The sequence below is a fragment of the Aeromonas sp. JL9 genome (assembly GCF_024436075.1).
Lineage (GTDB): Bacteria > Pseudomonadota > Gammaproteobacteria > Enterobacterales > Aeromonadaceae > Aeromonas > Aeromonas veronii.
This window is the reverse complement of sequence record NZ_JANFNV010000010.1, coordinates 84,355-104,929: the sequence shown is the minus strand read 5'-3', so window position 1 is coordinate 104,929 and position 20,575 is coordinate 84,355. Positions and strand designations below refer to the sequence as shown.

Sequence of the window (20,575 nt, the reverse complement as noted above, 5' to 3'; positions counted from 1 at the left end):
TCATCGATGACACATATGATTACCCGAATGTTGGCTGGCGCTGTGCTGATAGCAGGCAGTGCGCTACCGGTATTGGCCGATCAGGGCAAGATGGTGACCCTGGCGGATGTGACCCAAGGGGATGCGGCCGCCAATATCTGGGTCAGCGGCACGGTGGCGAGTCGCCAGCAAGCGGCGCTCAGCGCCGAAGTGAGCGGCCGGGTGGAGTGGATCGCCGAATTTGGCAGCCGGGTCAAAAAAGGGGACGAGCTTCTGCGCCTCGACAGCGCAGCACTGCGCCTCTCGCTGGAGCAGGCTCGCGCCGAGCAGGCGAAATGGCAGAGCAACCTGCGCTTCGCCCGCGCCGAATCCCAGCGGATCACCCGGCTGCACCAGCAAAAGAGCGCCTCCCAGAGCCAGTACGACAAGGCCAGTTACGATGTGGAGCAGGCCGCGCTGGCCGAGCGACTGGCCGCCATACAGGTAAACCAGATTGAAGAACAGCTGCGCCGCAGCCACATCTATGCCCCGTTCGACGGGGTGGTGAACAACCACTTCATCCAACCCGGCGAGCATGTGGACGCGGGCGAGCAGGCGCTGGAGCTGGTCAACCCGGATCAGCCGGATATCCGCCTGCAGGCCCCCATTCTCTGGGCCCAGCAGCTGGCGCCGCAAACCCGGCTGCGGGTGGAGGGGGAGCAGTTGAGCGGTCACGGCGTCTATTACCAGCGGGCCGCCAGCGCCGATCCCAAATCGCGCCTCATCGAGCTGCGCCTCAAACCGGAAGCGGGCAACTTCATCATCGGTTCGCCGGTACGGGTTGCCCTGCCACTGGGGGATCAGCAGAGCATGCTGCTGCCCCGTGACGCTCTGGTGCTCGGCACCGATGGCAGCGTGGTCTATCAGGTGGCGCGAAGCGGCAAGGCGCTCAAGGTGAATCGGGTGCCGGTCACCGTGCTGTTTGGCGACAGCCAGCAGGTGGCGGTGAGCGGCTCCCTCAAGCAGGGGGATCGGGTGGTGGTGCGTGGCGCAGGCAGCCTGCAGGATGGCGACACCATAGCGCTGTTCAAGGGGTAGCCACGCCCGGGTCAAGCTGGCCAATCTTTGCCCGCTTGACCCGGGACATACAGCCAAACGGGCCACAGTTTGCTATCTTGGCGGCCATCACTCGCGTTTAGAGCAATCAACACCCATGAGCATTATTTTGGGCATCGATCCGGGTTCGCGGATCACCGGATACGGGGTTATCCGGGTCGTGGGCGGCAAGGCCGAATACTTGGGCTCTGGCTGCATCCGCACCGATTGCGGCGAGCTGCCGGAGCGCCTCAAGCAGGTTTATGACGGGGTATGCGAGATCATCACCCAGTTCAAGCCCACCGAGTTTGCCATCGAGCGGGTCTTTATGGCCCGCAACGCCGACTCGGCCCTGAAACTGGGACAGGCCCGGGGCAGCGCCATCGTCGCCGCGGTCAACGCCTATCTGCCGGTGAGCGAATACTCTGCCACCCAGATCAAGCAGGCAGTGGTGGGCACTGGCGGCGCCGCCAAGGAGCAGGTGCAGCATATGGTGACCCATCTGCTGAAACTCTCCGCCACCCCGCAGGCGGATGCAGCAGATGCCCTCGGCGTCGCGCTCTGCCACCTGCACACCCGCCAGAGCCTGATCAAGATGGCCGGCCGCGCCAGCAGCTCCGTACGTGGCCGCTATCGCTGAGCCCTTGTGTCGTCCACGACTCATCTCGGTATCGCTAAATAAAAAAACCGCCCCGTAAATCCGGGGCGGTTTTTTATATTTCCCCACATAACGGGGCCATCACTGATGGCCCCGTTATGTTTCTCATGTTGAATGGATTTGCTCTACACCAGCTCCCCCAGCGCGCTGATAAGAGCGTCGAGTCCTTGGTCAACCTTCGAGCGCGGACAGCCGACGTTGAGGCGGATATAACCTGTGCCTTCCGGGCCGTAGGTGTCGCCGCGCATGATGGCGACCCGGTATTTCTCCACCAGCACGGTTTGCAGCGCATCCATCCGTTTGGTGGAGTCGATGCCAAGACCGCGCAGGTCAATCCAGGCGAGATAGGTTCCCTCGGGCACCCGATAGTCGATGGCGGGGAAAACCGCGTTGAGCCGCGCCGCCACATGGGCGAGATTGCCGTGCAGGTAGGATTTGAGCGCATCGAGCCAGCCAGCGCCGTCCCGATAGGCGCTGATATGGGCTAGCACCCCGAGAATGGGCGGCGATGAGAGGCCATGGGCCGCCTTGAGCCGCTGCAGATAGGCGGCGCGCGCCTCGGCGTTAGCGATAAAGGCGTAGGCTCCGCCAAGGGCGGGAATATTGAAGGATTTGGAGCCCGAGCTCACCAGCGCCCAGTGATCGTCCGGCGCTACCTCGCTCCACGGCAGGTAGCGGGCAAAGCTCACATCCATATGGATGTCGTCCGAGATGACCTTGACCCCGTGACGCTGGCAGATGGCGGCCATCCGGCAAAGTTCATCCCGCGTCCAGACCCGGCCGGTGGGGTTGTGGGGGCTGCAGAGCAGCAAAATCCGGCAATCGGGACGAGCGGCTTGCTGCTCGAAACATTGCCAGTCGATCTGGTAACTCCCCAGCTCTTTTTTGAGCGGACAGGGCAGCAGCACCCTGTCGTTGGCGGCCAGCATATTGCCGAAGGCATCGTAGGCGGGGGTATGCACCAGCACCCCCTCTCCCGGCGCCGACCAGAGGCTCACCAGCTGGGCAATCACATAGATGACCGAAGGGCCGTAGACCAGCGTCTCGGGATCGAGGGTCGCGCCGTAGCGGTGGGCAAACCAGTCGCTCACCGCCCCCTTGAAGTCGTCGTGATTCCAGCGGCTGTAGCCAAATACCCCGTGCTCAAGGCGGGTTGCCAACGTCTGGCGAATGCAGGGGGCGGTCTCGAAATCCATATCGGAGATGGTAAAGGGGAGCAGATCGGCATAGCCAAAACGGTCGGCCACATAGTCCCACTGGGTGCAGTAGGTGCCGTGGCGGTCGACCACACGGTCGAAGTCATAAATATCGTGCATGAAGTTTCTCCCTCCATAAACAGGAGACATATTGGGAGAGGCAAACAAGGGGGGCTTGCGCCCCCCGTTCGGATCTTATTGGCCGGTTCAGGCCCCCATCAGGCTCTGCAGTTGGTTTTTCACCAGATGGACCTGGGGCCCAATCACCACCTGCAGGTTGTGCTCGTCGAGCTTGATCACCCCGATGGCGCCGTTTGCTTTCAGTACCTTGTCATCGACCCGGCTCATGTCCTGCACCGACATCCGCAGGCGGGTGATGCAGTTATCGAGCGCCAGAATGTTATCGGCGCCGCCCAGGGCGTTAAGGATGATTTCACCGTTGTAACCGCTGTTGCCGGCCTTCTTGCCTGCGGGCTGGGCCGTCTCGCTGGTTTCGATTTCGCGGCCGGGGGTTTTCAGGTTAAAGCGCACGATGGCGAAGCGGAACACGCTGTAGTAGATGGCAAACCAGATGGCGGCCGCGACCGGCACCAGATACCACTTGGTAGCGGTGCCTTGCAGCACGCCGAACACCAGAAAATCGATGAGGTTGCCGTCAGTGTTGCCGATGGTGACGCCAAGCAGCCCCATGGTCATAAAGCCCAGACCGGTCAGGATGGCGTGAATGACGTAGAGCACCGGTGCCACGAACAGGAACAGGAACTCGAGCGGCTCGGTGATGCCGCCGATGACGCAGGCCACCACGCCGGAGACCAGCAGCGCCTTGATCTTGCCGCGATTTTCCGGGCGAGCGCAGTGATACATGGCGAGCGCCGCGCCCGGCAGACCGCCGAGGAAGGCTGGCATCTTGCCCTGAGAGAGGAAGGAGGTGGCAGAGACCGAGAAGCCGCTGGTATCAGCGCAGGAGAGCTCGGCGTAGAAGATATTGAGTGCGCCGCTCACCTCGTGACCGCATACCAGCTGGGTGCCGCCCGCTTCGGTAAAGCGGATCAGCGCCACCAGAATATGGTGCAGGCCGAGCGGCAGCAGCAGGCGCTCACCGGTACCGAACAGGAAGGGGCCGAAGGGACCAGCGTGGGAGATGAGCGCCCCGATGCCGTTGATGCCGGCAGCAAACCAGGGCCAGGCGAACGGCACGACTAGACCTACTACACCCAGCACCAATACAGTGATGATGGGCACGAAGCGGGCACCGCCGAAGAAGGCGAGCGCATCGGGCATCTTGTAGGTGTAGAAACGGGCGTGCAGTTTGGCGACGATCACCCCGACGATGATGGCCCCCAGAATACCGGTGTCAATGGAGCTGATGCCGAGGATCGATTTCACCCCGTAGGCCTTCTCCGCCGCCGCGTCACCGATGACGTTGGCCACGGTCAGGTAGAAGTTGATGGAGAGGTTGAGCGCCGCATAGCCGACGAAACCGGCAAAGGCCGCGACCCCCTTCTCTTCTCGCGCCAGCCCGAGCGGAATGGCCACCGCAAACATCACCGGCAGGTAGATAAAGGCCACCAGCCCCACCTTGGTCATCCAGAGGAACAGCAGTTGCAGCACGGTATTGTCGAGGAAGGGCATGCTCTGCTTGACCGCATCGCTGGTGAGCGAGCTACCGACACCGAGCAGGATGCCCGAGAAGGCCAGCAGGGCGACCGGCAACATAAAGGTCTTGCCGAGGCTCTGCAGGAACTCCCAGATGGTGGATTTGGCTTGAGACTTGGCCATGAAACGGCTCCTTGTGAATAGACAGCAATATCTGCGGCTTTCCCCGTGGCTGCTCGAAGCAATCTCGACGCAGAGGCGCGGGTCAGCATCAGGTTTTGCTGGATGATAAAACGTTTTATCAACTTACAAGTGCCGACAGGATCACAGAATAAGGGGGCTGGCTGGCAGCAGGTGCCAAATTTGTGAGCCGGATCGGCCAGATGGTGATGTAACGTTTCACTTGAGCATCTGAGCAGGTATGCTGGGGCCTCGCTTTCAACTGTCCGTCGTCCGTTCGCCCTATGTCGCCCAAATCCCTCTCTGCCAAAGCCACCAAGATCACCGATGTCGCCCAGCGGGCGGGAGTGTCGGTCACTACCGTCTCCATGGTGCTCAACGGCAAGGGGCGCATCTCGCCGGCCACCGCCGAGCGGGTGCAGCAGGCGATCAAAGAGCTCGACTACGTGCCCAACAGCGCCGCCGCCAACCTGCGCAGCCAGCAATCCAATCTGGTGGGGCTGATCCTGCGCGACATCACCGACCCCTTCTATACCGAGGTGACCGCCGGGGTGAGCGAGGTGCTGGAGCAGCAGGGTTATCTGCTGTTTCTGACCCAGTGCGGCCACAGCCCGGAGCGGCTGCAGCAGAACATCCACTCCCTGTCACGGCAAGGGGTGGCGGGCATCATCTTCAATCCGGTGCGCGGCGCGGCGGCCAAAACCCTGGAGACCCTGCTCGATTCCGAGCTGCCGGTGGTGTGCGCCGCCCGCTCCTACTATCGGGATGATGTGGACTTTATCGGCCCCGACAACACCCACGCCGCCAAGCAGGCCACCACCTACCTTATCGAGCAGGGCCACCGCCATATCGCCTATGTCGGCGGGCGGGCCGACTCCCTCACCCGTGCCGAGCGGATCGGCGGCTACTGCGCCAGCCTGTTGCAATATGGCCTGCCCTTCAAACCGGAGTGGGTACTGGAGTGCGAGCGCACCCAGCGCAGCGCAGCCGACACCATCGCCCAGCTGCTGCACCAGCACCCCAAGGTGACCGCCGTGCTCTGCCACTACCCCGAGGTGGCGCTCGGCGCCATCTATGGCGTCGAGGCGAGCGGCCGCACCGTGGGCAAGGACAACTACATCGGCCAGCAAGTGGCCCTGCTCGGTTTTGACGATGTGGCGGAGGCCGAACTCACCTCCCCCGCCCTTACCTTTGTCAGCTCACCGGCCCGCGAAATCGGCCGTCAGGCGGCAAGGCGGCTGCTGACCCGGATGCAGCAACCCGAGCTTGCCCCCAACCGCCATATCATCACCCCCAATCTGCAAAAGCGAGAATCAGCCTAAACTGGCTGGGCAGCCCGAGCTCGCCCGCCTGCGAACCGCCCTCTCTTCACTTTTCCTGCGCCTTGATCCAGCGCCGATAGCGGGCGTTGCCAAGCAGGGTTTGCCACTGCTGGCAAGCCAGCGCCAGCGATGGTGCAACCTTGGGGTGGCTCGGCTGACCTCGGCCCAGCCGCCGCAGCTGGTATTTCACCATCGCCATATAGCCTACCGAAGCCAACACCTTGTTGCTCCAGGAGATGGGTCTGAGCTCGGCGCTTGCCGCCTGCTCACGGCGCCATCTGGCAGGCAGATCCGGGGCGATGGCAAGCGCGGTGGCCATGCCAACGACCGCCACTCCGCTGCCGAGCACTTGTTCCACCACCGGATAACGGCGGATCCCCCCGGTCACCATCACGGGCATATGAGCGGCACTCACTATCTCTTCGGCAAACGTCAGAAAATAGGCTTCCCGCGCCAGAGTGCGGCCATCGCGGGCCTGGCCGTGCATGGCGGGCGCCTCGTAACTGCCACCGGAGAGCTCCACCAGATCCACCCCGAGCGGGTTGAGCATGTCGACCACCGCTCTGGCATCTTCGGTACTGAAGCCGCCACGCTGAACGTCGGCGGAGTTGAGTTTGACCGACAGTGAGAAGCGCTCCCCCACCTGCTCACGGATCCCCTGCACTATCTCCAGCAGCAAGCGGGCACGATTCTCAAGGCTGCCGCCCCAACGATCGCGGCGCTGGTTGGTGAGCGGCGAGAGGAACTGGCTTAGCAGATAACCGTGCGCAGCGTGGATCTGCACTCCGTCAAAGCCGAGACGCTGTGCCAACAGCGCCGTATTGATAAAGCGTGCTTTTACCTCGGCAATGTCGGCTTCGCTCATGGCCCTGGGCGGTGAGAACTGTTTGGAGAAACTGCCGAGCGCCATGGGCACGGCAGAAGGTGCTAGGGTAGGTTGCCCCAGCGCCGCCGGCATCTGGCGACCGGGGTGGTTGATCTGCATCCAGATCTGGGCGCCCCCGCTTTTGGCCGCTTCGGCCCAGGCCCTGAAACGCCCGACCAGCTGTGGGGATAGCGCCGGGGTGTCGAGCACCACGCCCCCCGCTCCCGTCATGGCGTGCCCATCCACCATCACATTGCCAGTGATGATAAGACCAGCGCCGCCCTCTGCCCAGGTGCGATAGAGGCGGATCAGCGCCTCGGAGGGGGCATGGTCACGGTCAGCCATGTTCTCTTCCATGGCTGCCTTGGCGAGACGGTTGATAAGCTGGCTGCCATTGGGCAGGGTCAGGGGAGTAAATGGGTTCATGGCGATCTCCTCGGTAGTGAGGGCCCCACCATAAGTTTGAAGCTGACTTGAAGGTCAAGCCCTTTGTCGAGATGCCGCTACGACCAAGAAAAGGCTCCTCCCCTTGCTCGGAGCCGTTGACATTCAAGCGGGCTTTAACCCTAGAATCTCCCGGCACCCGCCCCTCAGCCTTAACGTCAGGGGCCATCAACCCGCAGCCCAGGAGGCAAGATGAAGATCGGTGAACTGGCCAGACAGACCGGCATGACGGCATCGGCTATCCGCTTTTACGAAACCAGGGGCCTGCTCAACAAGGTGCAACGGGGGGCCAACGGCTATCGCGACTACCCGCCCGAGACAGTGCCGTTGCTGACCATCATCAGCCAGGCACAGCAGGCAGGCTTCTCCCTCGACGAGATCAAGCAGCTGGTACCGGCGGATATCAGCACCTGGCAACATGCCCCGCTGCTGGCGGCACTCAAGGCCAAAGTGAACGACATAGAGGCGCTGGAGGCCAGGCTTGCCCACAGCAAGCAGCAGTTGCAGACCCTGATCCGGCTGGTGGAGTCCAAACCCGACGAGATGCCCTGTGAAGAGAACGCCGCCCGGGTATTGGCCAGCATGGGCATACCCTCTCACAAGCACGTCGCAAAGGCTGCCACCACGGCCAAGTCTGTGTCACGCCACAAAAGGTGATCCTGTTCACAACCGGCACACGCCCTCGATCAGAGAGATTGAGAGCCAAGTGAAGAGGAATATGATGGGCGCCAGCCTCACTTCACGAGCCCATGTATGAGCCACCCGCACGACCAGAACCCGCCGAGTGAAATCCATCGCTGTGACAAATGCAGGGAACGAACCCGCCATATCGTGGTGCTGGTCGCCCGCGATCACAGCCAGGACATCATGCCCAAGGATCCGCGCAAAGCCTTCTGGCAAGCCTTTACTTCCAGCAGCATCACCAACTGGGCGTTTGGTGAAACACTGGCCTACCAGACCACCCATGTAAAACATCTAATTTGCGAACGCTGCGGAGAGAAGTTTCTGGAGTATTGATGGCTACAGTCTGTCATCCGTCACACAACCAACCGAATAAACTCCCGCCATCAAGCAAGTAGTTTGTTGATCCTTGGCAGGTTTTTACCTGCTGCCGGTTTTGCATCGCCCCCACCTTGATTACCATGGCTCACTTGGCAACCGGGATTGGGAGGGACGTTGCCGAGATCGCTCTGGCCACCATAGTGCCATCCCCTCCCGCCACATCGCCGGTTAACAGCAGCAGAGTGGAGGCTGTCGTCCAGGGGCGGTAGCGTGCCAGCAAGAAATGGGATGTAGCGATAATTTCCTCGTGACCGTCCAATTACGCTTCGACAATCCGACCGACAAAACTGAACAATCAAAGCGGTAAAAAACATGATCGATCACAAGCAATTCCAGAGATTGGTACAACAGCTCTACTCGACAGTAGAGGAGCTTGAAGAAATGTTTCCGGGACGACACTTTACGCCCGATGGCCATATGGTCGGCAGTATTGGCGAATGTCTGGTTGCAGATGCTTACGGGTTAGAATTGATGAATGCATCAAACAAGGGATATGACGCTTTATCTCCATCCGGGCTGCAAGTTGAAATCAAAGCCACGCAGGCAAAATCAGTCGCCTTCCGCAGCCAGCCAGAACACACCATCGCCATCAAAATTCTTCCCAACGGCACATTCGAAGAGATTTTTAATGGCCCGGGAAACTTGGTATGGCAGCAGTTTGACGGGAAGCCCCTGCCCTCAAATGGTCAATACCAAATCTCTCTTAACAAGCTCAAAGAATTAAACAAGCAGGTTGATAAATCGCAGCGGATCTTAAGAGTCACCCAATAGAACCCGTTCACAGGATGAGGTTCCCCTCTCCGGCAACAGAAAAGGATCCCGAAGCTATGTTTGAGTACGTCGAAAAACTGCAAGCGCGCATCGCTACCATGGTCAGCCAGAACGAAGCCGGGATCCGGCAGGCGGCTCACTGGTTTAGCGAGGCCATCGTCCACAACAAGATGATCCATATGTTGGGCACCGGACACTCCCATATGGTCGGGCTGGAGGGGTTTATCCGTGCTGGTGGCCTTGGCAATATCAACGCCGTGCTCGACTCCACCGTCACCACCGCCGATGGTGCCCTGCGCAGCTCGGCGCTGGAGAAGCTGCCGGGGCTTGCCGCCATCCTGTGGGAGGAGCAGCCGATTGCGCCGGGGGATCTGATGGTGGTCATCTCCAATTCGGGGCGCAACGCCCTGCCCATCGAGTGGGCCCAGCTTGCCAGAGCACGCGGCCACAAGGTGATCGCTATTACCTCGGTGGCGCAATCGGAGCAAAACCCGAGTCGTCACCCTTCTGGCCAGAAACTGATGGAGCTGGCCGATCTGGTACTGGATAACTGCGTGCCGCCGGGCGATGGCCTGTGCGAAGTCAATGATCGGGTCACCGGCGCCTTCTCCTCCATCTCCGGCATGGTGCTGATCAATACGCTGGTAGTCGAAGCGCAGAAACTGGCGCTGGCACAAGGCGTCACCCCGCTTATTTTCTCCAGCCAGAATGTGGATGGCTTTAATAACGATGATGTTTACCGCCATTTCCAAGGGCGATTGAAGTCGATGTAAGCAATTAAGATATTGTCGCGGTAAACGTTGGGCTTCACTTCGTTCAGCTCCAACCTACGATGTTTGGCCCAACATACGAGATGTTCCAGAAAAGAGCACTCATAGATGAAACGTATTCTGATTATTGGCAACTCGGGATCGGGCAAGAGCTGGTTAGCGGCTCGATTGGCTGAACAGTTAACTATCCGCGAGGTCAATCTGGACCCCATTGTCTGGCAGCCGGGCGGCTTTAACCAAAAACGGCCCCAGCATGAGATTGACCATGCCATCCAAACACTTGCTCAAGAGCCCTCATGGGTGGTCGAAGGGGTATTTGGCGCCCTGGCCGAGCAACTGCTTGATGCCGCCGATACCCTGCTTTTTCTGGATCTCGACTGGTCGGTATGCCGTGATTCACTGCTATCGCGCGGATCACAAAGTGCCAGGCAACGGGATGCCGTAGCAGCCGAAGAGAGCTTTCAACAACTGCTGGTGTGGGCATCTGAATATGGGCAGCGAGCCGGTAAAAGCTCCCGCCAATTCCATCGCGAGCTGTTTGAACGATTCCCAAACGACAAGCACCGTTTCACGACTCGGGCAGAGGTAAGTAGCTATCTCACGCACCTGACCACTCATAGCTAACGGGGTAGAGGATGACGCAACAGGAGTTGGCGAAAATGGGGGGCGCTTCGGTAAATCTCCAGCTGCTGGATGGCAAACCCTGTATCAGAAAAAGCGGCGCATCGCCTGTCGAGCGCCATTTCTACCAACGCGCCGCACTACATTTGAGCGGGCTCAACACTCCTACCCTGCTCAAGGTCGAAGGGGAGACCCTGTTCCTTGAGCAGATCCCTCATCCGGTCACGCTCACGCAGCTGCACCACAACGAACAGACCTTTGCTCAGCTGGCCTGCCTGCATAACGCCAACTATCAGCCCGACTTTGCGATGAAAACTCACAGCTGGTCGCTCGCCGACACCAACGAGGCGCTCTCTGTACTCTGCCTGCCGGAAGCGGTAAACGAGAAGATCCGCCATATCCAGCAAGTTGGCCACGAACTATTCGAGGAGTCATACCTGATTTCGGGAGATAGCAACGAGGGCAACTGGGGCACCCGCGACAATGGTGAGCTGGTGTTGTTTGACTGGGAGCGATTTGGTTATGGCAGCCCAGCCATCGATCTGGCCCCGCTGGTGCCGCGGATGGGTTCGCTGGCTGAGTATGAAACCATCATTGAACGCTATCTGCACCACAGCTCGCTGCTCTCTGGCGACCGGTTGCTGCGCCATCTCGTCATGGCCAAGTGCTGGCTGATTATTGAAGTCACCAATCTGCTGACCAGAAGGGAGAAGCCGCAGGCACAGCAATATCTGGAGTGGTATCGGCAACAAGTTCCCCACTGGCTGGAGTCGGTGGCGCATATTGTGTAATCCGTAGGTTCGAATAGCGGAGCGTATTCGAACGTTCGCGTTATCACCTCTCTCTTTTCAGCCATCCCTCTCTTGCCACCACACTTTCTTCCCAAACAACGCCCCTCTGCGCTCGCCCAGCCAATGCGATTGGCCTCCGCCATCAGGCGCATAAAAATCCTAATCCGCCCGACGAAACTGCGACTTTTTGTGAGAAAGGTCACATCTGATAACGCCTTAAAACCACATATAAATCCAGATCCTGCTGGTGATTAATTTATTGATATGACACATTACAAACCTGGTTGCGAGGCCAGCCACAATCCATTTATTTGTTTTTAAAGAAAAAACCAGCAATGGCCTGAAAATGGTGAGTCCTGCCTGAAAACGGGATCTTCATCACATCGCGTTTTACTGCGCACAAAAATCCAGTGATTAGCACATTTGTCCGATAGGGAGGGTGCGGGCGAGCCGCGATAATGATCAGGTCATTTTTATCCAGTACGTCGATACGTACTCACGCATAGCTTCCGTCACCGGAAGCGGGGAGAGCGCCATGATCACCACCTTGATCAATGAACATCTGATCAACCTCGATTTGAAAGCGACGCGTAAGGAAGAGGTCTTCACCGAGATGGCCCGCCTGCTGGCGTCGCAAGGCAAGGTCAGCAACGAGCAGGCCTTTATCAAGGATCTGTGGGCCCGCGAAGAGTTGGGTAACACCGGCTTTGAAGAGGGCGTGGCCCTGCCCCACGCCAAGAGTGCGGCGGTGTGCAATCCGGCGGTCGCCATCGGCATCAGCCGCAACGGCATCGAGTACGGCGCCGAAGATGGCAAGCCGTCCCACATTTTCTTTATGATCGCCTCCCCCGATGGCGGCGCCAACCACCATATCGAAGTGCTGGCCGAGCTCTCCGGCAAGCTGATCGAAGAGGGCTTTATCGCCAAACTGCTGGCGGCAAAAACCCCGGCCGATGCGCTGGCGCTGCTGCTGACCAAGAAAGAGGAGCAGAGCGCGGCCCCGACCACTAGCAAGGGCTTTATCATCGGTGTCACCGGCTGCCCGGCTGGTATCGCCCACACCTATCTGGCGGCCGAGTCGCTGGAGCGCGCCGCCAAGGAGCTGGGTTATGAGGTGAAGGTGGAGACCAACGGCTCCATCGGCGTCAAGAACAGCCCGACCGCGGACGAGATTGCCCGTGCCACCGCCATCGTGGTGGCTTGTGACAAGCAGGTGGACATGGCCCGCTTCGCCGGCAAGCCCCTCATCAAAACCGGCGTCAAGGCCCCCATCAAGGATGGTAAGGGTCTGATCGAGCAGGCCCTGAAAGCCCCCGCCTATGTGGCTGGCAAAGAAGATAAAAAAGGTGAAGAGAAGAGCGCGGGTGGCAGTTCCGATCTCTATCGCTACCTGATGAACGGTGTATCGCACATGATCCCGTTCGTGGTGACCGGCGGTCTGTTGATTGCGCTGGCACTGGCCATCGGCGGCAACCCGACCCCGAGCGGCATGCAGATCCCGGAAGGGAGCATGTGGAACCAGATCCTCAACGTGGGCGTGGCCGCCTTCACCCTGATGATCCCCATTCTGGCGGGCTATATCGCCTACGCCATCGGTGATCGTCCGGCACTGGCACCGGGCTTTATCGGTGGCTGGATCGCCAACAACGGCAGTTTCTACGGCGCTGACGCAGGTACCGGCTTTATCGGTGCCATCATTGCGGGCCTGTTGGTCGGCTATCTGGTGCGCTGGATTGCCACTCGCCAGTACCACAAGATGGTGCAGCCGCTGGTGCCGATCCTGATCGCCCCCATCGTCGGGTCGCTCTTTATCGCTGCCGTATTCATCTTCATCATCGGCGCCCCGATTGCCGACATGATGACTGGCCTCAATGCCATGCTGCTCTCCATGAGCGGTGGCAGTCTGGTGCTGCTGGGTATCGTGCTGGGTGGTATGGCGGGCTTTGATATGGGCGGCCCGGTCAACAAGGTGGCCTTCCTCTTCTCCGTCGGCATGATCGCCTCCGGTCAGACCCAGTTTATGGGCGCCATGGCCTGCGCCATCCCGGCTGCGCCCCTTGGCATGTCGCTGGCGACCGTACTCGGTCGCAAGCTCGGTATCTTCGATGCCTCTGAAATCGAAGCGGGCAAAGCAGCCGGTGCCATGGGTCTGGTGGGTATCTCCGAAGGGGCGATTCCGTTCGCCGCCCGTGACCCGCTGGCCGTGATCCCGGCCAACATTCTGGGCAGCATGACCGCAGCTGTGATGGCCTTCCTGTTTGGCATCACCAACAGCGTTGCCCACGGTGGCCCCATCGTGGCCCTGCTGGGTGCGGTCAACAAGCCGCTGCTGGCCCTGCTCTGCATGATCTGCGGTGCCATCGTCACCGGCGTGGTCGCGGTTGCCCTGAAAAAACTGCGGGTCAAAAAGAGTGATGAGGTAACCCTGGCCAAGGCGGCCTGAGGCCTCCATCGCCATCGCGGCTCGTAGAGCATAAAAAGAGGCCACCCCACGGGGTGGCCTCTTGTTTTTGGGGATAGCTGGCGGGCCGTATTTCCCAATATCGCCCCCCGAGAAATAGTGGTCGATAAGCACTCTTCCTCGTCTCTCCCTTCACCTCTCTCCTTGCCTTTCCCTAGCTCCCTTCTGGCCTATCCATCCCACCAGCCCAGCACTCACACAGAGCGCCAAACTGGCTGAAATGGCAGCAATCCGGCGTCAGCGGTGTGATGTTTCTCACGCTTTGTCCGCGAAAGCGCAAAAACTAGGAAAATTTCCTAGCCCCACTAGGGATGGCTCTCAAGCCATTTTTTGCCCCTCTTATTAGAGTCACCCCACCTGATGTCGTGACCCGCACCGCGACGGGCAATGCGCCCCGTCATCCCGTGCCGGGCCCGGGTTTATATGGATGGAGCGTCGAGCGCAGCAACGGCTGACAGCCCCGACGTTCCGTTCCCCCTTCCGTGGCGTGACCTCGAACAACCTATCTACAAATGAGGGGCGCGGCGGAAATACCGTCTATCTCGCAGAGGATGAACGAAGATGTTGAAATTGCTCCAACAGGTCCGGGTCCCCACCCTGGACCTGCCGGTCGAAGCCCGGCGCAAGCTCTGGTTCAAGCCGTTTATGCAATCCTATCTGGTTGTATTTATTGGCTATTTGACCATGTATCTGATCCGCAAGAACTTCAACATTGCGCAAAATGACATGATCCAGGAGTACGGTCTCTCCATGACCGAGCTTGGGATGATCGGCCTTGGCTTCTCCATCACCTACGGGGTGGGCAAGACCATCGTCTCCTACTACGCCGATGGCAAGAACACCAAGCAGTTCCTGCCGCTGATGCTGATCCTCTCCGCTCTGTGCATGCTGGGCTTCAGTGCCAGCATGGGCGGCACCGGTTTCAGCCTCTACTTCATGATCTTCTTCTACGCCCTGAGCGGTTTCTTCCAGAGCTGTGGCGGTTCGTGCAGCTACTCCACCATCACCAAGTGGACCCCTCGCAACAAGCGCGGCACCTATCTGGGTATGTGGAACCTCTCCCACAACGTGGGCGGTGCCGGTGCGGCCGGTGTGGCGCTGTTCGGTGCCAACTACCTGTTCGATGGCAACGTGCTCGGCATGTTTATCTTCCCCTCCATCATCGCGCTGATCGTCGGTTTTATCGGCCTGCGCTTTGGTAGCGATTCGCCGGAAGCCTATGGCCTTGGCAAGGTGGAAGAGCTGTTTGACGAAGTGGCGAGCGAAGAGGATATCGCCACCGAAGAGCAGAAGCTGACCAAGTGGCAGATCTTCGTGAAGTACGTGCTGCTCAACAAGGTGATCTGGCTGCTCTGCTTTGCCAACATCTTCCTCTACGTGGTGCGTATCGGTATCGACCAGTGGTCCACCGTCTATGCCCACCAGGAGCTGGGCTTCTCCAAAGACGTGGCTATTCAGGGCTTTACCTTCTTCGAAGTGGGCGCTCTGGTCGGCACCCTGATGTGGGGTTACCTCTCCGATCTGGCCAACGGTCGTCGTGGTCTGGTTGCCTGTGTGGCACTGGCGCTCATCATCGCCACCCTGGGTCTCTACCAGCATGCGACCACCCAGTTTATGTTCCTGGGCTCCCTGTTCACTTTGGGCTTCCTGGTGTTTGGTCCGCAACTGCTGATCGGCGTCGCCGCCGTGGGCTTCGTCCCCAAGCAGGGCATCAGCGTGGCCGATGGCGTCAAGGGCACTTTTGCCTACCTGATTGGTGACAGCTTCGCCAAACTGGGTCTGGGCATGATCGCCGATGGCACCCCCATCTTCGGTCTGACCGGTTGGACCGGCACCTTCGCGGCGCTGGATATCGCAGCCGCCGCCTGTCTGGTGCTGATGGGTTGTGTCGCGGTCGCCGAGGAGCGCAAGATCCGCCGCATCAAGCGCGAACTGAAAGCCGCCGAACTGGCCGCCCAGACCGCCTGATAGCCATAACAACAGACGCAGATTGTTCAGGGCCACCCACAGGGGTGGCCCTTGTTGTTTGGAGCAACCAGACACCCGACTGGCCCGGCATGAGCCTGCACAGCCGTTCAAGGGACGGGCATATCCCCATCAAGATCCCACTTTTCATATGGACTTTTGGTAAAAGCCCCCCGCTGGCGCTATCTTGTTGCTCCCCCTTGTCAGCATCACAGAGAGCAGATGAAGATCGTCGCCGTCACCGCTTGCCCGACCGGTATCGCCCATACCTATATGGCTGCCGATGCCCTGCAAAAAGCCGCCACTGGGCTGGGACTCAAGATCAAGGTCGAGACTCAGGGCGCCATGGGCATGGAGAACATGCTGACCGCCCGCGATATTGCCAGCGCCGACCTGGTGCTGATTGCCTCCGATATCGAGATTGAGCAGAAAGAGCGCTTCCTCGGCTGCACCATCCATCAGGTGAGACTGGAAACCGTGTTGCTGGATGCCAACGCCGTACTCAAGGCTCTGCCGATCCCGGCCTGATGCTGACCCGCGAAATCACCTTCTACTGCCAGCAGGGGTTGAGCATCACCCAGGCCAAGCAGTTGAACCGGCTGGCGGGGATGTTCAAATCCACCATCCGCTGTGCCAACCTCACCCGGCGCCAGACCGTTGCCGCCAGCAACCAGCTCTCCCTGTTGACCCTCGCCACCCAGCCCGGCGATCTCTGCCAGTTGCAGATTGAAGGGTGCGATGCCGAGCTCGCCCACATGGCCTTCACCTGCTGGTGCGGCGAACTGGGTCAACCGCTGGTGCGCCCGCGCACCGCCGCGCTGGCGGAGTTGCGACTGACCAACGCTCTGCCCGGCTACCATTTTGCCCTGCGCCAGCTGGCCTACAGCCCCGAACCGCTGACCAAAGCCGAAGCGCTCGAGCATCTGATCGATCTGCTGCCCGCCGAGCTGGTCAGCAACAGAGCCGCGCTGGAGGAGGCGATCAGTCGGCGCGAGCAGGTCTCAGCCACCATCATCCGCCCCGGCCTCGCCATGCCCCATGTTTTGAGCGAAGGGATCAGCCAGCCAGCGCTGACCCTGCTTAGCTGCAAGGAGCCCATCGAGTGGGGCTCTCAAATCGGGCCGGTGCAGACCATCATTTTGCTGGCGGTGCCGGTTGGTAGCGAACGGGAGACCCTGCGCCCCCTCACTAGACTGGCGCAGGCGATGATCGACGATGTGGTTAGCCACGCCCTGCTGTTGGCGGGCTCGGCCCCCGCCCGTCAGGCTATCGTCATCGAGAGCCTGCTGAGCTAGGCGAATTGGCTCTGGGCACTGCTTGTTGTGACGCCACAGCCATTCATCCTGCCCTCAGCACCCTGTGGTACACTCGCTGCCATCGTCTGTCTGAAGTGTGTATCCGATGAAATCTCCCCGCCCCCGTCTCTCTGTCAGCCGTTCGCCACGCGATAACGCCCCGCGCACGGCAGCCAAACCAGCCGCACCTCGCCATGCATCCCCCCGCAAACCGGAGCTGGCCCCAGAGGATCGCAAATTGCTCCTGCTGAACAAGCCCTACATGGTGCTCTGCCAGTTCACCGACGAGGCGGGCCGCGAGACCCTCAAGGATTACATCAAAGAGCCCGGCATCTATGCCGCAGGGCGGCTTGACCGCGACAGCGAGGGGCTGTTGCTGCTCACCAACGATGGCAAATTGCAGGCGCGCCTCACCCAGCCGGGGGAGAAGACCCCCAAGACCTACTGGGTGCAGGTGGAAGGGATCCCCAGCGAAGAAAAACTGGCCGCCCTGCGCGCCGGCGTGGAGCTCAACGACGGCATGACCCTGCCCGCCGGGGCGCGCATCATGGATGAGCCTGCGGTGTGGCCGCGCAATCCCCCCATTCGCGAGCGCAAGGAGATCCCCACCTGCTGGCTGGAGATCAAGATAGTGGAGGGGCGCAACCGGCAGGTGCGGCGGATGACAGCCCACATCGGCCACCCCACCCTGCGCCTTATTCGCTACGCCATCGGCGACTGGACCTTGGGTAACTGGCAAGAAGACGGGCTGGCACCCGGGCAGAGCCGCGCCCTGCCCGCCCCCGAGCAGGCGCCGAGCTCCAGCAGCCGCCCGCGTCCCTCCTCATCACGTTCAGGCGCTCATACCGCCAAACCGGCCAAACCGGCAGGGGAGGCGCCACGGCGGGCCAGCCAGCCGAGACGGGACGAGCGTCCTCGCAGCACTCACCTAACCGAGCGCGCAGCCACGAACCCGACCGGCGGCAAACCCCGCAGCAGCGGGCGAGGAACGGCACGCAGACCCGCCCGTACGGGCACTCCCAATAGCAGCGACAAGGAGTCATGATGAGCAATCAGGCAGAGCAATCGACCACCAGTCACGCCCGTATGGAGGCGCGCCTGACGGTCGCCGCCCTGGTGCAGTGGCAGGGGCGCTTTCTGGTGGTGGAAGAGGAGATCAAGGGCCAGCGCCGCTTCAACCAGCCCGCCGGCCATGTGGAGGCCGGTGAAGATCTGCTCACCGCCGCCTGCCGCGAGCTGAAAGAGGAGACGGGGCTGACCGCCACGCCTACCTCCTGGCTTGGCACCTATCTCTATAAACCGGCCGACAGCGAGGCCACCTATGTGCGCACCGCCATCATCTTCGACCTTGAAAAAGCGCCGGGTCAGCACCATCCAGAGGACCCTGACGGCGATATCCTCGCCTGCCACTGGCTCACCCTGGAGGAGATCGCCGAGTGCAAACCGGCCCTGAGAAGCCCCTTGGTGTGGCAATGCATCGAGGATTATCTGGCGGGAACACGCCTGCCGCTCTCGGCGCTCAAGGCCTTTATCCAGAGCTAGGGGCAGAGCTGGCATCCGCTGGCAATCGCCACAAGAAAAACGATTTCCTGTTGCAAGGTTCCTGATGGGGACAGTGGCATGGAGATGTGACCGGGGGCGCAAAACTCTGGTAGAATACGCCCCGTTTAAACGAACTGGTAACTTCGACTAATGACAGACAACAGCCAAATCAAGGTGATCGTCGGCATGTCCGGCGGCGTGGATTCTTCCGTCTCGGCCTACCTGCTCCAGCAGCAGGGCTATCAGGTCGAAGGCTTGTTCATGAAGAACTGGGAAGAAGACGACACGGACGAGTACTGCTCTGCCGCCCAGGATTTGGCTGATGCCAAGGCCGTCTGCGACAAGCTGGGGATGAAACTCCACACCATCAACTTCGCGGCCGAGTACTGGGACAACGTGTTCGAGCACTTCCTCGAAGAGTACAAGGCTGGCCGCACGCCGAACCCCGATATCCTGTGCAACAAGGAGATCAAGTTTAAGGCGTTCCTCGAATTTGCCGCCGAAGAGCTGGGTGCCACCTACATCGCCACCGGCCACTATGTGCGCCGTGACGACAGCACCGGCCGCCCGCGCCTGCTGCGCGGTCTCGATACCAACAAGGATCAGAGCTACTTCCTCTATACCCTGAGCGAGAAGCAAGTGGGTCAGAGCCTGTTCCCGGTTGGCGATCTGGAAAAGCCGGAGGTGCGCCGCATCGCCGAGCAGCTGGATCTCATTACCGCCAAGAAGAAAGACTCCACCGGCATCTGCTTTATCGGCGAGCGCAAGTTCAAGGACTTCCTGGCCAAGTTCCTGCCCGCCCAGCCCGGTAAAATCGAGACCGTGGATGGCAAGGTGATCGGCGAGCATCAGGGTCTGATGTATCACACCCTGGGTCAGCGCAAGGGGCTCGGCATCGGCGGTCGCAAAGATGCCACCGAAGAGGCCTGGTATGTGGTCGACAAAGAGGTCGAGCGCAACGTGCTGGTGGTGGCGCAGGGCGAACATCCCCGCCTCTACTCCGATGGTTTGATTGCCAGCCAATTGCACTGGGTGGATCGCACCCCCATTCGCGAGCCGCGTCGCTGCACCGTCAAGACACGCTACCGTCAGCAGGATATCCCCTGCCTGATCCAGCCCATCGACGACGAGACCATCCGGGTCATCTTCGACGAAAAGCAGGCTGCGGTGACCCCGGGCCAGTCCGCCGTCTTCTACGACGGGGAAGTTTGTCTGGGCGGCGGCATCATCGAACAACGTTTCAGCCATCCGGTTTGAATCCTTAACAGAAGGCAGCAGACGTGAGCGATAAATTCCAAGACAGAACCATGGCCTTTGCCGGCATCTGCCAGGCCGCGTATCTGGTGCAGAAGGTGGCCCGAGACGGCAGCTGTGACGAGGCCGCCCTGCGCGAGAGCCTCTCCAGCATTCTGGTGACCAACCCGAGCCAGCCACTCGAGGTGTTCAACAACACCCATCTGGCCATTCGCGACGGCTACCGCGCGCTGGTCGAGCAGCTGGGTGCCGATGGCAGCCAGAAGAATGCCGAGCTGACCCGCTACGTGGTGAGCCTGATTGCGCTGGAGCGCAAGCTGGCCAAGCGCAAGGACATTCTCAATATGCTGGGTGAGCGGATCAGCCAGATTGGTCGCCAGCAACAGCACTTCGATCTGCTCGACGAGCAGATTTTGGCCAACATGGCGAGCATCTACAGCGATCTTATCAGCCCCATCGGGCCGCGCATCCAGGTGGCGGGTACCCCGCTGTTCCTGCAGCAGCCGCTGGTGCAGCACAAGGTGCGCGCCCTGCTGCTGGCGGGCATTCGTGCCTGCGTGCTGTGGCGTCAGCTCGGTGGCAGCCGCACCCAGATCATCTTCGCTCGCAAGAAGATGGTGGAGCTGGCCAAACGTTACTAATCATCGGCTCGCGCGCGGGCAAGCGAGGTCAACATCAGGGTGAACAGCCGCACATCCGCCCTGACGACGACTCCGCCCCACGCGCGAG

General features: G+C 60.5%; 20 protein-coding genes. 17 read left to right on the top strand and 3 right to left on the bottom strand.

Translation table 11 applies throughout. The annotated features are described in order from the left end of the window. Positions 1-6: 6 nt before the first annotated feature. Complete coding sequence (locus NOM06_RS10080) at positions 7-1,056, top strand: efflux RND transporter periplasmic adaptor subunit (protein WP_255911416.1); 1,050 nt, start codon at positions 7-9, stop codon at positions 1,054-1,056. Positions 1,057-1,171: 115 nt separating this feature from the next. Then, positions 1,172-1,693 carry a crossover junction endodeoxyribonuclease RuvC gene (gene ruvC, locus NOM06_RS10075; protein WP_005334512.1) on the top strand — a complete coding sequence of 174 codons (522 nt, stop codon included), beginning with the start codon at positions 1,172-1,174 and terminating at the stop codon, positions 1,691-1,693. A 143-nt stretch (positions 1,694-1,836) separates the two neighbouring features. Here the strand turns inward: ruvC and NOM06_RS10070 are convergent, their stop codons facing one another. Beyond that, complete coding sequence (locus NOM06_RS10070; RefSeq protein WP_255911414.1) at positions 1,837-3,027, bottom strand: MalY/PatB family protein; 1,191 nt, start codon at positions 3,025-3,027, stop codon at positions 1,837-1,839. A gap of 87 nt (positions 3,028-3,114) precedes the next feature. Then, positions 3,115-4,686 carry a maltose/glucose-specific PTS transporter subunit IIBC gene (gene malX, locus NOM06_RS10065; RefSeq protein ID WP_255911412.1) on the bottom strand — a complete coding sequence of 524 codons (1,572 nt, stop codon included), beginning with the start codon at positions 4,684-4,686 and terminating at the stop codon, positions 3,115-3,117. 281 nt (positions 4,687-4,967) lie between these two features. Between malX and NOM06_RS10060 the strand changes: the two genes are divergently transcribed. Beyond that, positions 4,968-6,005, top strand: coding sequence for a Mal regulon transcriptional regulator MalI (locus tag NOM06_RS10060; protein ID WP_255911410.1), 1,038 nt, complete (start codon positions 4,968-4,970; stop codon positions 6,003-6,005). A 46-nt stretch (positions 6,006-6,051) separates the two neighbouring features. On the opposite strand, the gene NOM06_RS10055 is transcribed toward NOM06_RS10060, so the two are convergent. Beyond that, a complete protein-coding gene (locus NOM06_RS10055; protein WP_255911408.1) occupies positions 6,052-7,296 on the bottom strand; it encodes an NADH:flavin oxidoreductase/NADH oxidase family protein in 1,245 nt (414 codons plus the stop codon). A 210-nt stretch (positions 7,297-7,506) separates the two neighbouring features. Between NOM06_RS10055 and NOM06_RS10050 the strand changes: the two genes are divergently transcribed. From NOM06_RS10050 to hflD, 14 genes are all read left to right on the top strand, one after another. After that, positions 7,507-7,971 (top strand): MerR family transcriptional regulator, encoded by a 465-nt coding sequence (locus NOM06_RS10050; protein WP_255911406.1) that lies wholly within the window; start codon positions 7,507-7,509, stop codon positions 7,969-7,971. Between the two features lie 96 nt (positions 7,972-8,067). Continuing rightward, positions 8,068-8,331: a hypothetical protein gene (locus tag NOM06_RS10045; protein ID WP_043850394.1), complete on the top strand. Its 264-nt coding sequence runs from the start codon at positions 8,068-8,070 to the stop codon at positions 8,329-8,331. A 357-nt stretch (positions 8,332-8,688) separates the two neighbouring features. Continuing rightward, entirely contained in the window at positions 8,689-9,147 is a 459-nt protein-coding gene (locus NOM06_RS10040; protein ID WP_255911404.1) for a hypothetical protein, read from the top strand. Between the two features lie 56 nt (positions 9,148-9,203). Next, entirely contained in the window at positions 9,204-9,920 is a 717-nt protein-coding gene (locus tag NOM06_RS10035) for a sugar isomerase domain-containing protein (RefSeq protein ID WP_255911402.1), read from the top strand. A 105-nt stretch (positions 9,921-10,025) separates the two neighbouring features. Then, positions 10,026-10,541, top strand: a complete 516-nt coding sequence (locus tag NOM06_RS10030; RefSeq protein WP_255911400.1) for an AAA family ATPase — start codon at positions 10,026-10,028, stop codon at positions 10,539-10,541. Between the two features lie 11 nt (positions 10,542-10,552). Beyond that, positions 10,553-11,329, top strand: a complete 777-nt coding sequence (locus NOM06_RS10025) for a phosphotransferase family protein (protein WP_255911398.1) — start codon at positions 10,553-10,555, stop codon at positions 11,327-11,329. 535 nt (positions 11,330-11,864) lie between these two features. Then, positions 11,865-13,772, top strand: coding sequence for a fructose-specific PTS transporter subunit EIIC (locus NOM06_RS10020; protein WP_058055764.1), 1,908 nt, complete (start codon positions 11,865-11,867; stop codon positions 13,770-13,772). Between the two features lie 579 nt (positions 13,773-14,351). Beyond that, on the top strand, positions 14,352-15,758 hold the full coding sequence (uhpT, locus tag NOM06_RS10015; RefSeq protein WP_005334609.1) for a hexose-6-phosphate:phosphate antiporter: 1,407 nt from the start codon (positions 14,352-14,354) through the stop codon (positions 15,756-15,758). A 219-nt stretch (positions 15,759-15,977) separates the two neighbouring features. Further along, positions 15,978-16,283: a PTS fructose transporter subunit IIB gene (locus NOM06_RS10010; protein WP_005334611.1), complete on the top strand. Its 306-nt coding sequence runs from the start codon at positions 15,978-15,980 to the stop codon at positions 16,281-16,283. Next, a complete protein-coding gene (locus NOM06_RS10005; protein ID WP_255911396.1) occupies positions 16,283-17,050 on the top strand; it encodes a PTS sugar transporter subunit IIA in 768 nt (255 codons plus the stop codon). Before NOM06_RS10010 ends, NOM06_RS10005 begins: the two co-directional genes overlap by 1 nt. Positions 17,051-17,156: 106 nt before the next feature. Then, positions 17,157-18,095, top strand: a complete 939-nt coding sequence (locus tag NOM06_RS10000) for a pseudouridine synthase (RefSeq protein WP_255911394.1) — start codon at positions 17,157-17,159, stop codon at positions 18,093-18,095. Further along, on the top strand, positions 18,095-18,592 hold the full coding sequence (locus tag NOM06_RS09995; protein ID WP_255911392.1) for an NUDIX hydrolase: 498 nt from the start codon (positions 18,095-18,097) through the stop codon (positions 18,590-18,592). The genes NOM06_RS10000 and NOM06_RS09995 overlap by 1 nt, the downstream gene beginning before the upstream one ends. A 150-nt stretch (positions 18,593-18,742) precedes the next feature. Then, on the top strand, positions 18,743-19,849 hold the full coding sequence (gene mnmA, locus NOM06_RS09990; RefSeq protein ID WP_005353619.1) for a tRNA 2-thiouridine(34) synthase MnmA: 1,107 nt from the start codon (positions 18,743-18,745) through the stop codon (positions 19,847-19,849). A gap of 23 nt (positions 19,850-19,872) precedes the next feature. Continuing rightward, a complete protein-coding gene (hflD, locus tag NOM06_RS09985; RefSeq protein WP_005334622.1) occupies positions 19,873-20,487 on the top strand; it encodes a high frequency lysogenization protein HflD in 615 nt (204 codons plus the stop codon). The last annotated feature ends 88 nt before the right edge of the window (positions 20,488-20,575 follow it).

Coding starts and splice junctions, on each gene's coding strand:
- NOM06_RS10080 (WP_255911416.1), top strand. CDS start 7: ATGACACATATGATTACCCGAATGTTGGCTGGCGCTGTGCTGATAGCA.
- ruvC (WP_005334512.1), top strand. CDS start 1,172: ATGAGCATTATTTTGGGCATCGATCCGGGTTCGCGGATCACCGGATAC.
- NOM06_RS10070 (WP_255911414.1), bottom strand. CDS start 3,027: ATGCACGATATTTATGACTTCGACCGTGTGGTCGACCGCCACGGCACC.
- malX (WP_255911412.1), bottom strand. CDS start 4,686: ATGGCCAAGTCTCAAGCCAAATCCACCATCTGGGAGTTCCTGCAGAGC.
- NOM06_RS10060 (WP_255911410.1), top strand. CDS start 4,968: ATGTCGCCCAAATCCCTCTCTGCCAAAGCCACCAAGATCACCGATGTC.
- NOM06_RS10055 (WP_255911408.1), bottom strand. CDS start 7,296: ATGAACCCATTTACTCCCCTGACCCTGCCCAATGGCAGCCAGCTTATC.
- NOM06_RS10050 (WP_255911406.1), top strand. CDS start 7,507: ATGAAGATCGGTGAACTGGCCAGACAGACCGGCATGACGGCATCGGCT.
- NOM06_RS10045 (WP_043850394.1), top strand. CDS start 8,068: ATGAGCCACCCGCACGACCAGAACCCGCCGAGTGAAATCCATCGCTGT.
- NOM06_RS10040 (WP_255911404.1), top strand. CDS start 8,689: ATGATCGATCACAAGCAATTCCAGAGATTGGTACAACAGCTCTACTCG.
- NOM06_RS10035 (WP_255911402.1), top strand. CDS start 9,204: ATGTTTGAGTACGTCGAAAAACTGCAAGCGCGCATCGCTACCATGGTC.
- NOM06_RS10030 (WP_255911400.1), top strand. CDS start 10,026: ATGAAACGTATTCTGATTATTGGCAACTCGGGATCGGGCAAGAGCTGG.
- NOM06_RS10025 (WP_255911398.1), top strand. CDS start 10,553: ATGACGCAACAGGAGTTGGCGAAAATGGGGGGCGCTTCGGTAAATCTC.
- NOM06_RS10020 (WP_058055764.1), top strand. CDS start 11,865: ATGATCACCACCTTGATCAATGAACATCTGATCAACCTCGATTTGAAA.
- uhpT (WP_005334609.1), top strand. CDS start 14,352: ATGTTGAAATTGCTCCAACAGGTCCGGGTCCCCACCCTGGACCTGCCG.
- NOM06_RS10010 (WP_005334611.1), top strand. CDS start 15,978: ATGAAGATCGTCGCCGTCACCGCTTGCCCGACCGGTATCGCCCATACC.
- NOM06_RS10005 (WP_255911396.1), top strand. CDS start 16,283: ATGCTGACCCGCGAAATCACCTTCTACTGCCAGCAGGGGTTGAGCATC.
- NOM06_RS10000 (WP_255911394.1), top strand. CDS start 17,157: ATGAAATCTCCCCGCCCCCGTCTCTCTGTCAGCCGTTCGCCACGCGAT.
- NOM06_RS09995 (WP_255911392.1), top strand. CDS start 18,095: ATGAGCAATCAGGCAGAGCAATCGACCACCAGTCACGCCCGTATGGAG.
- mnmA (WP_005353619.1), top strand. CDS start 18,743: ATGACAGACAACAGCCAAATCAAGGTGATCGTCGGCATGTCCGGCGGC.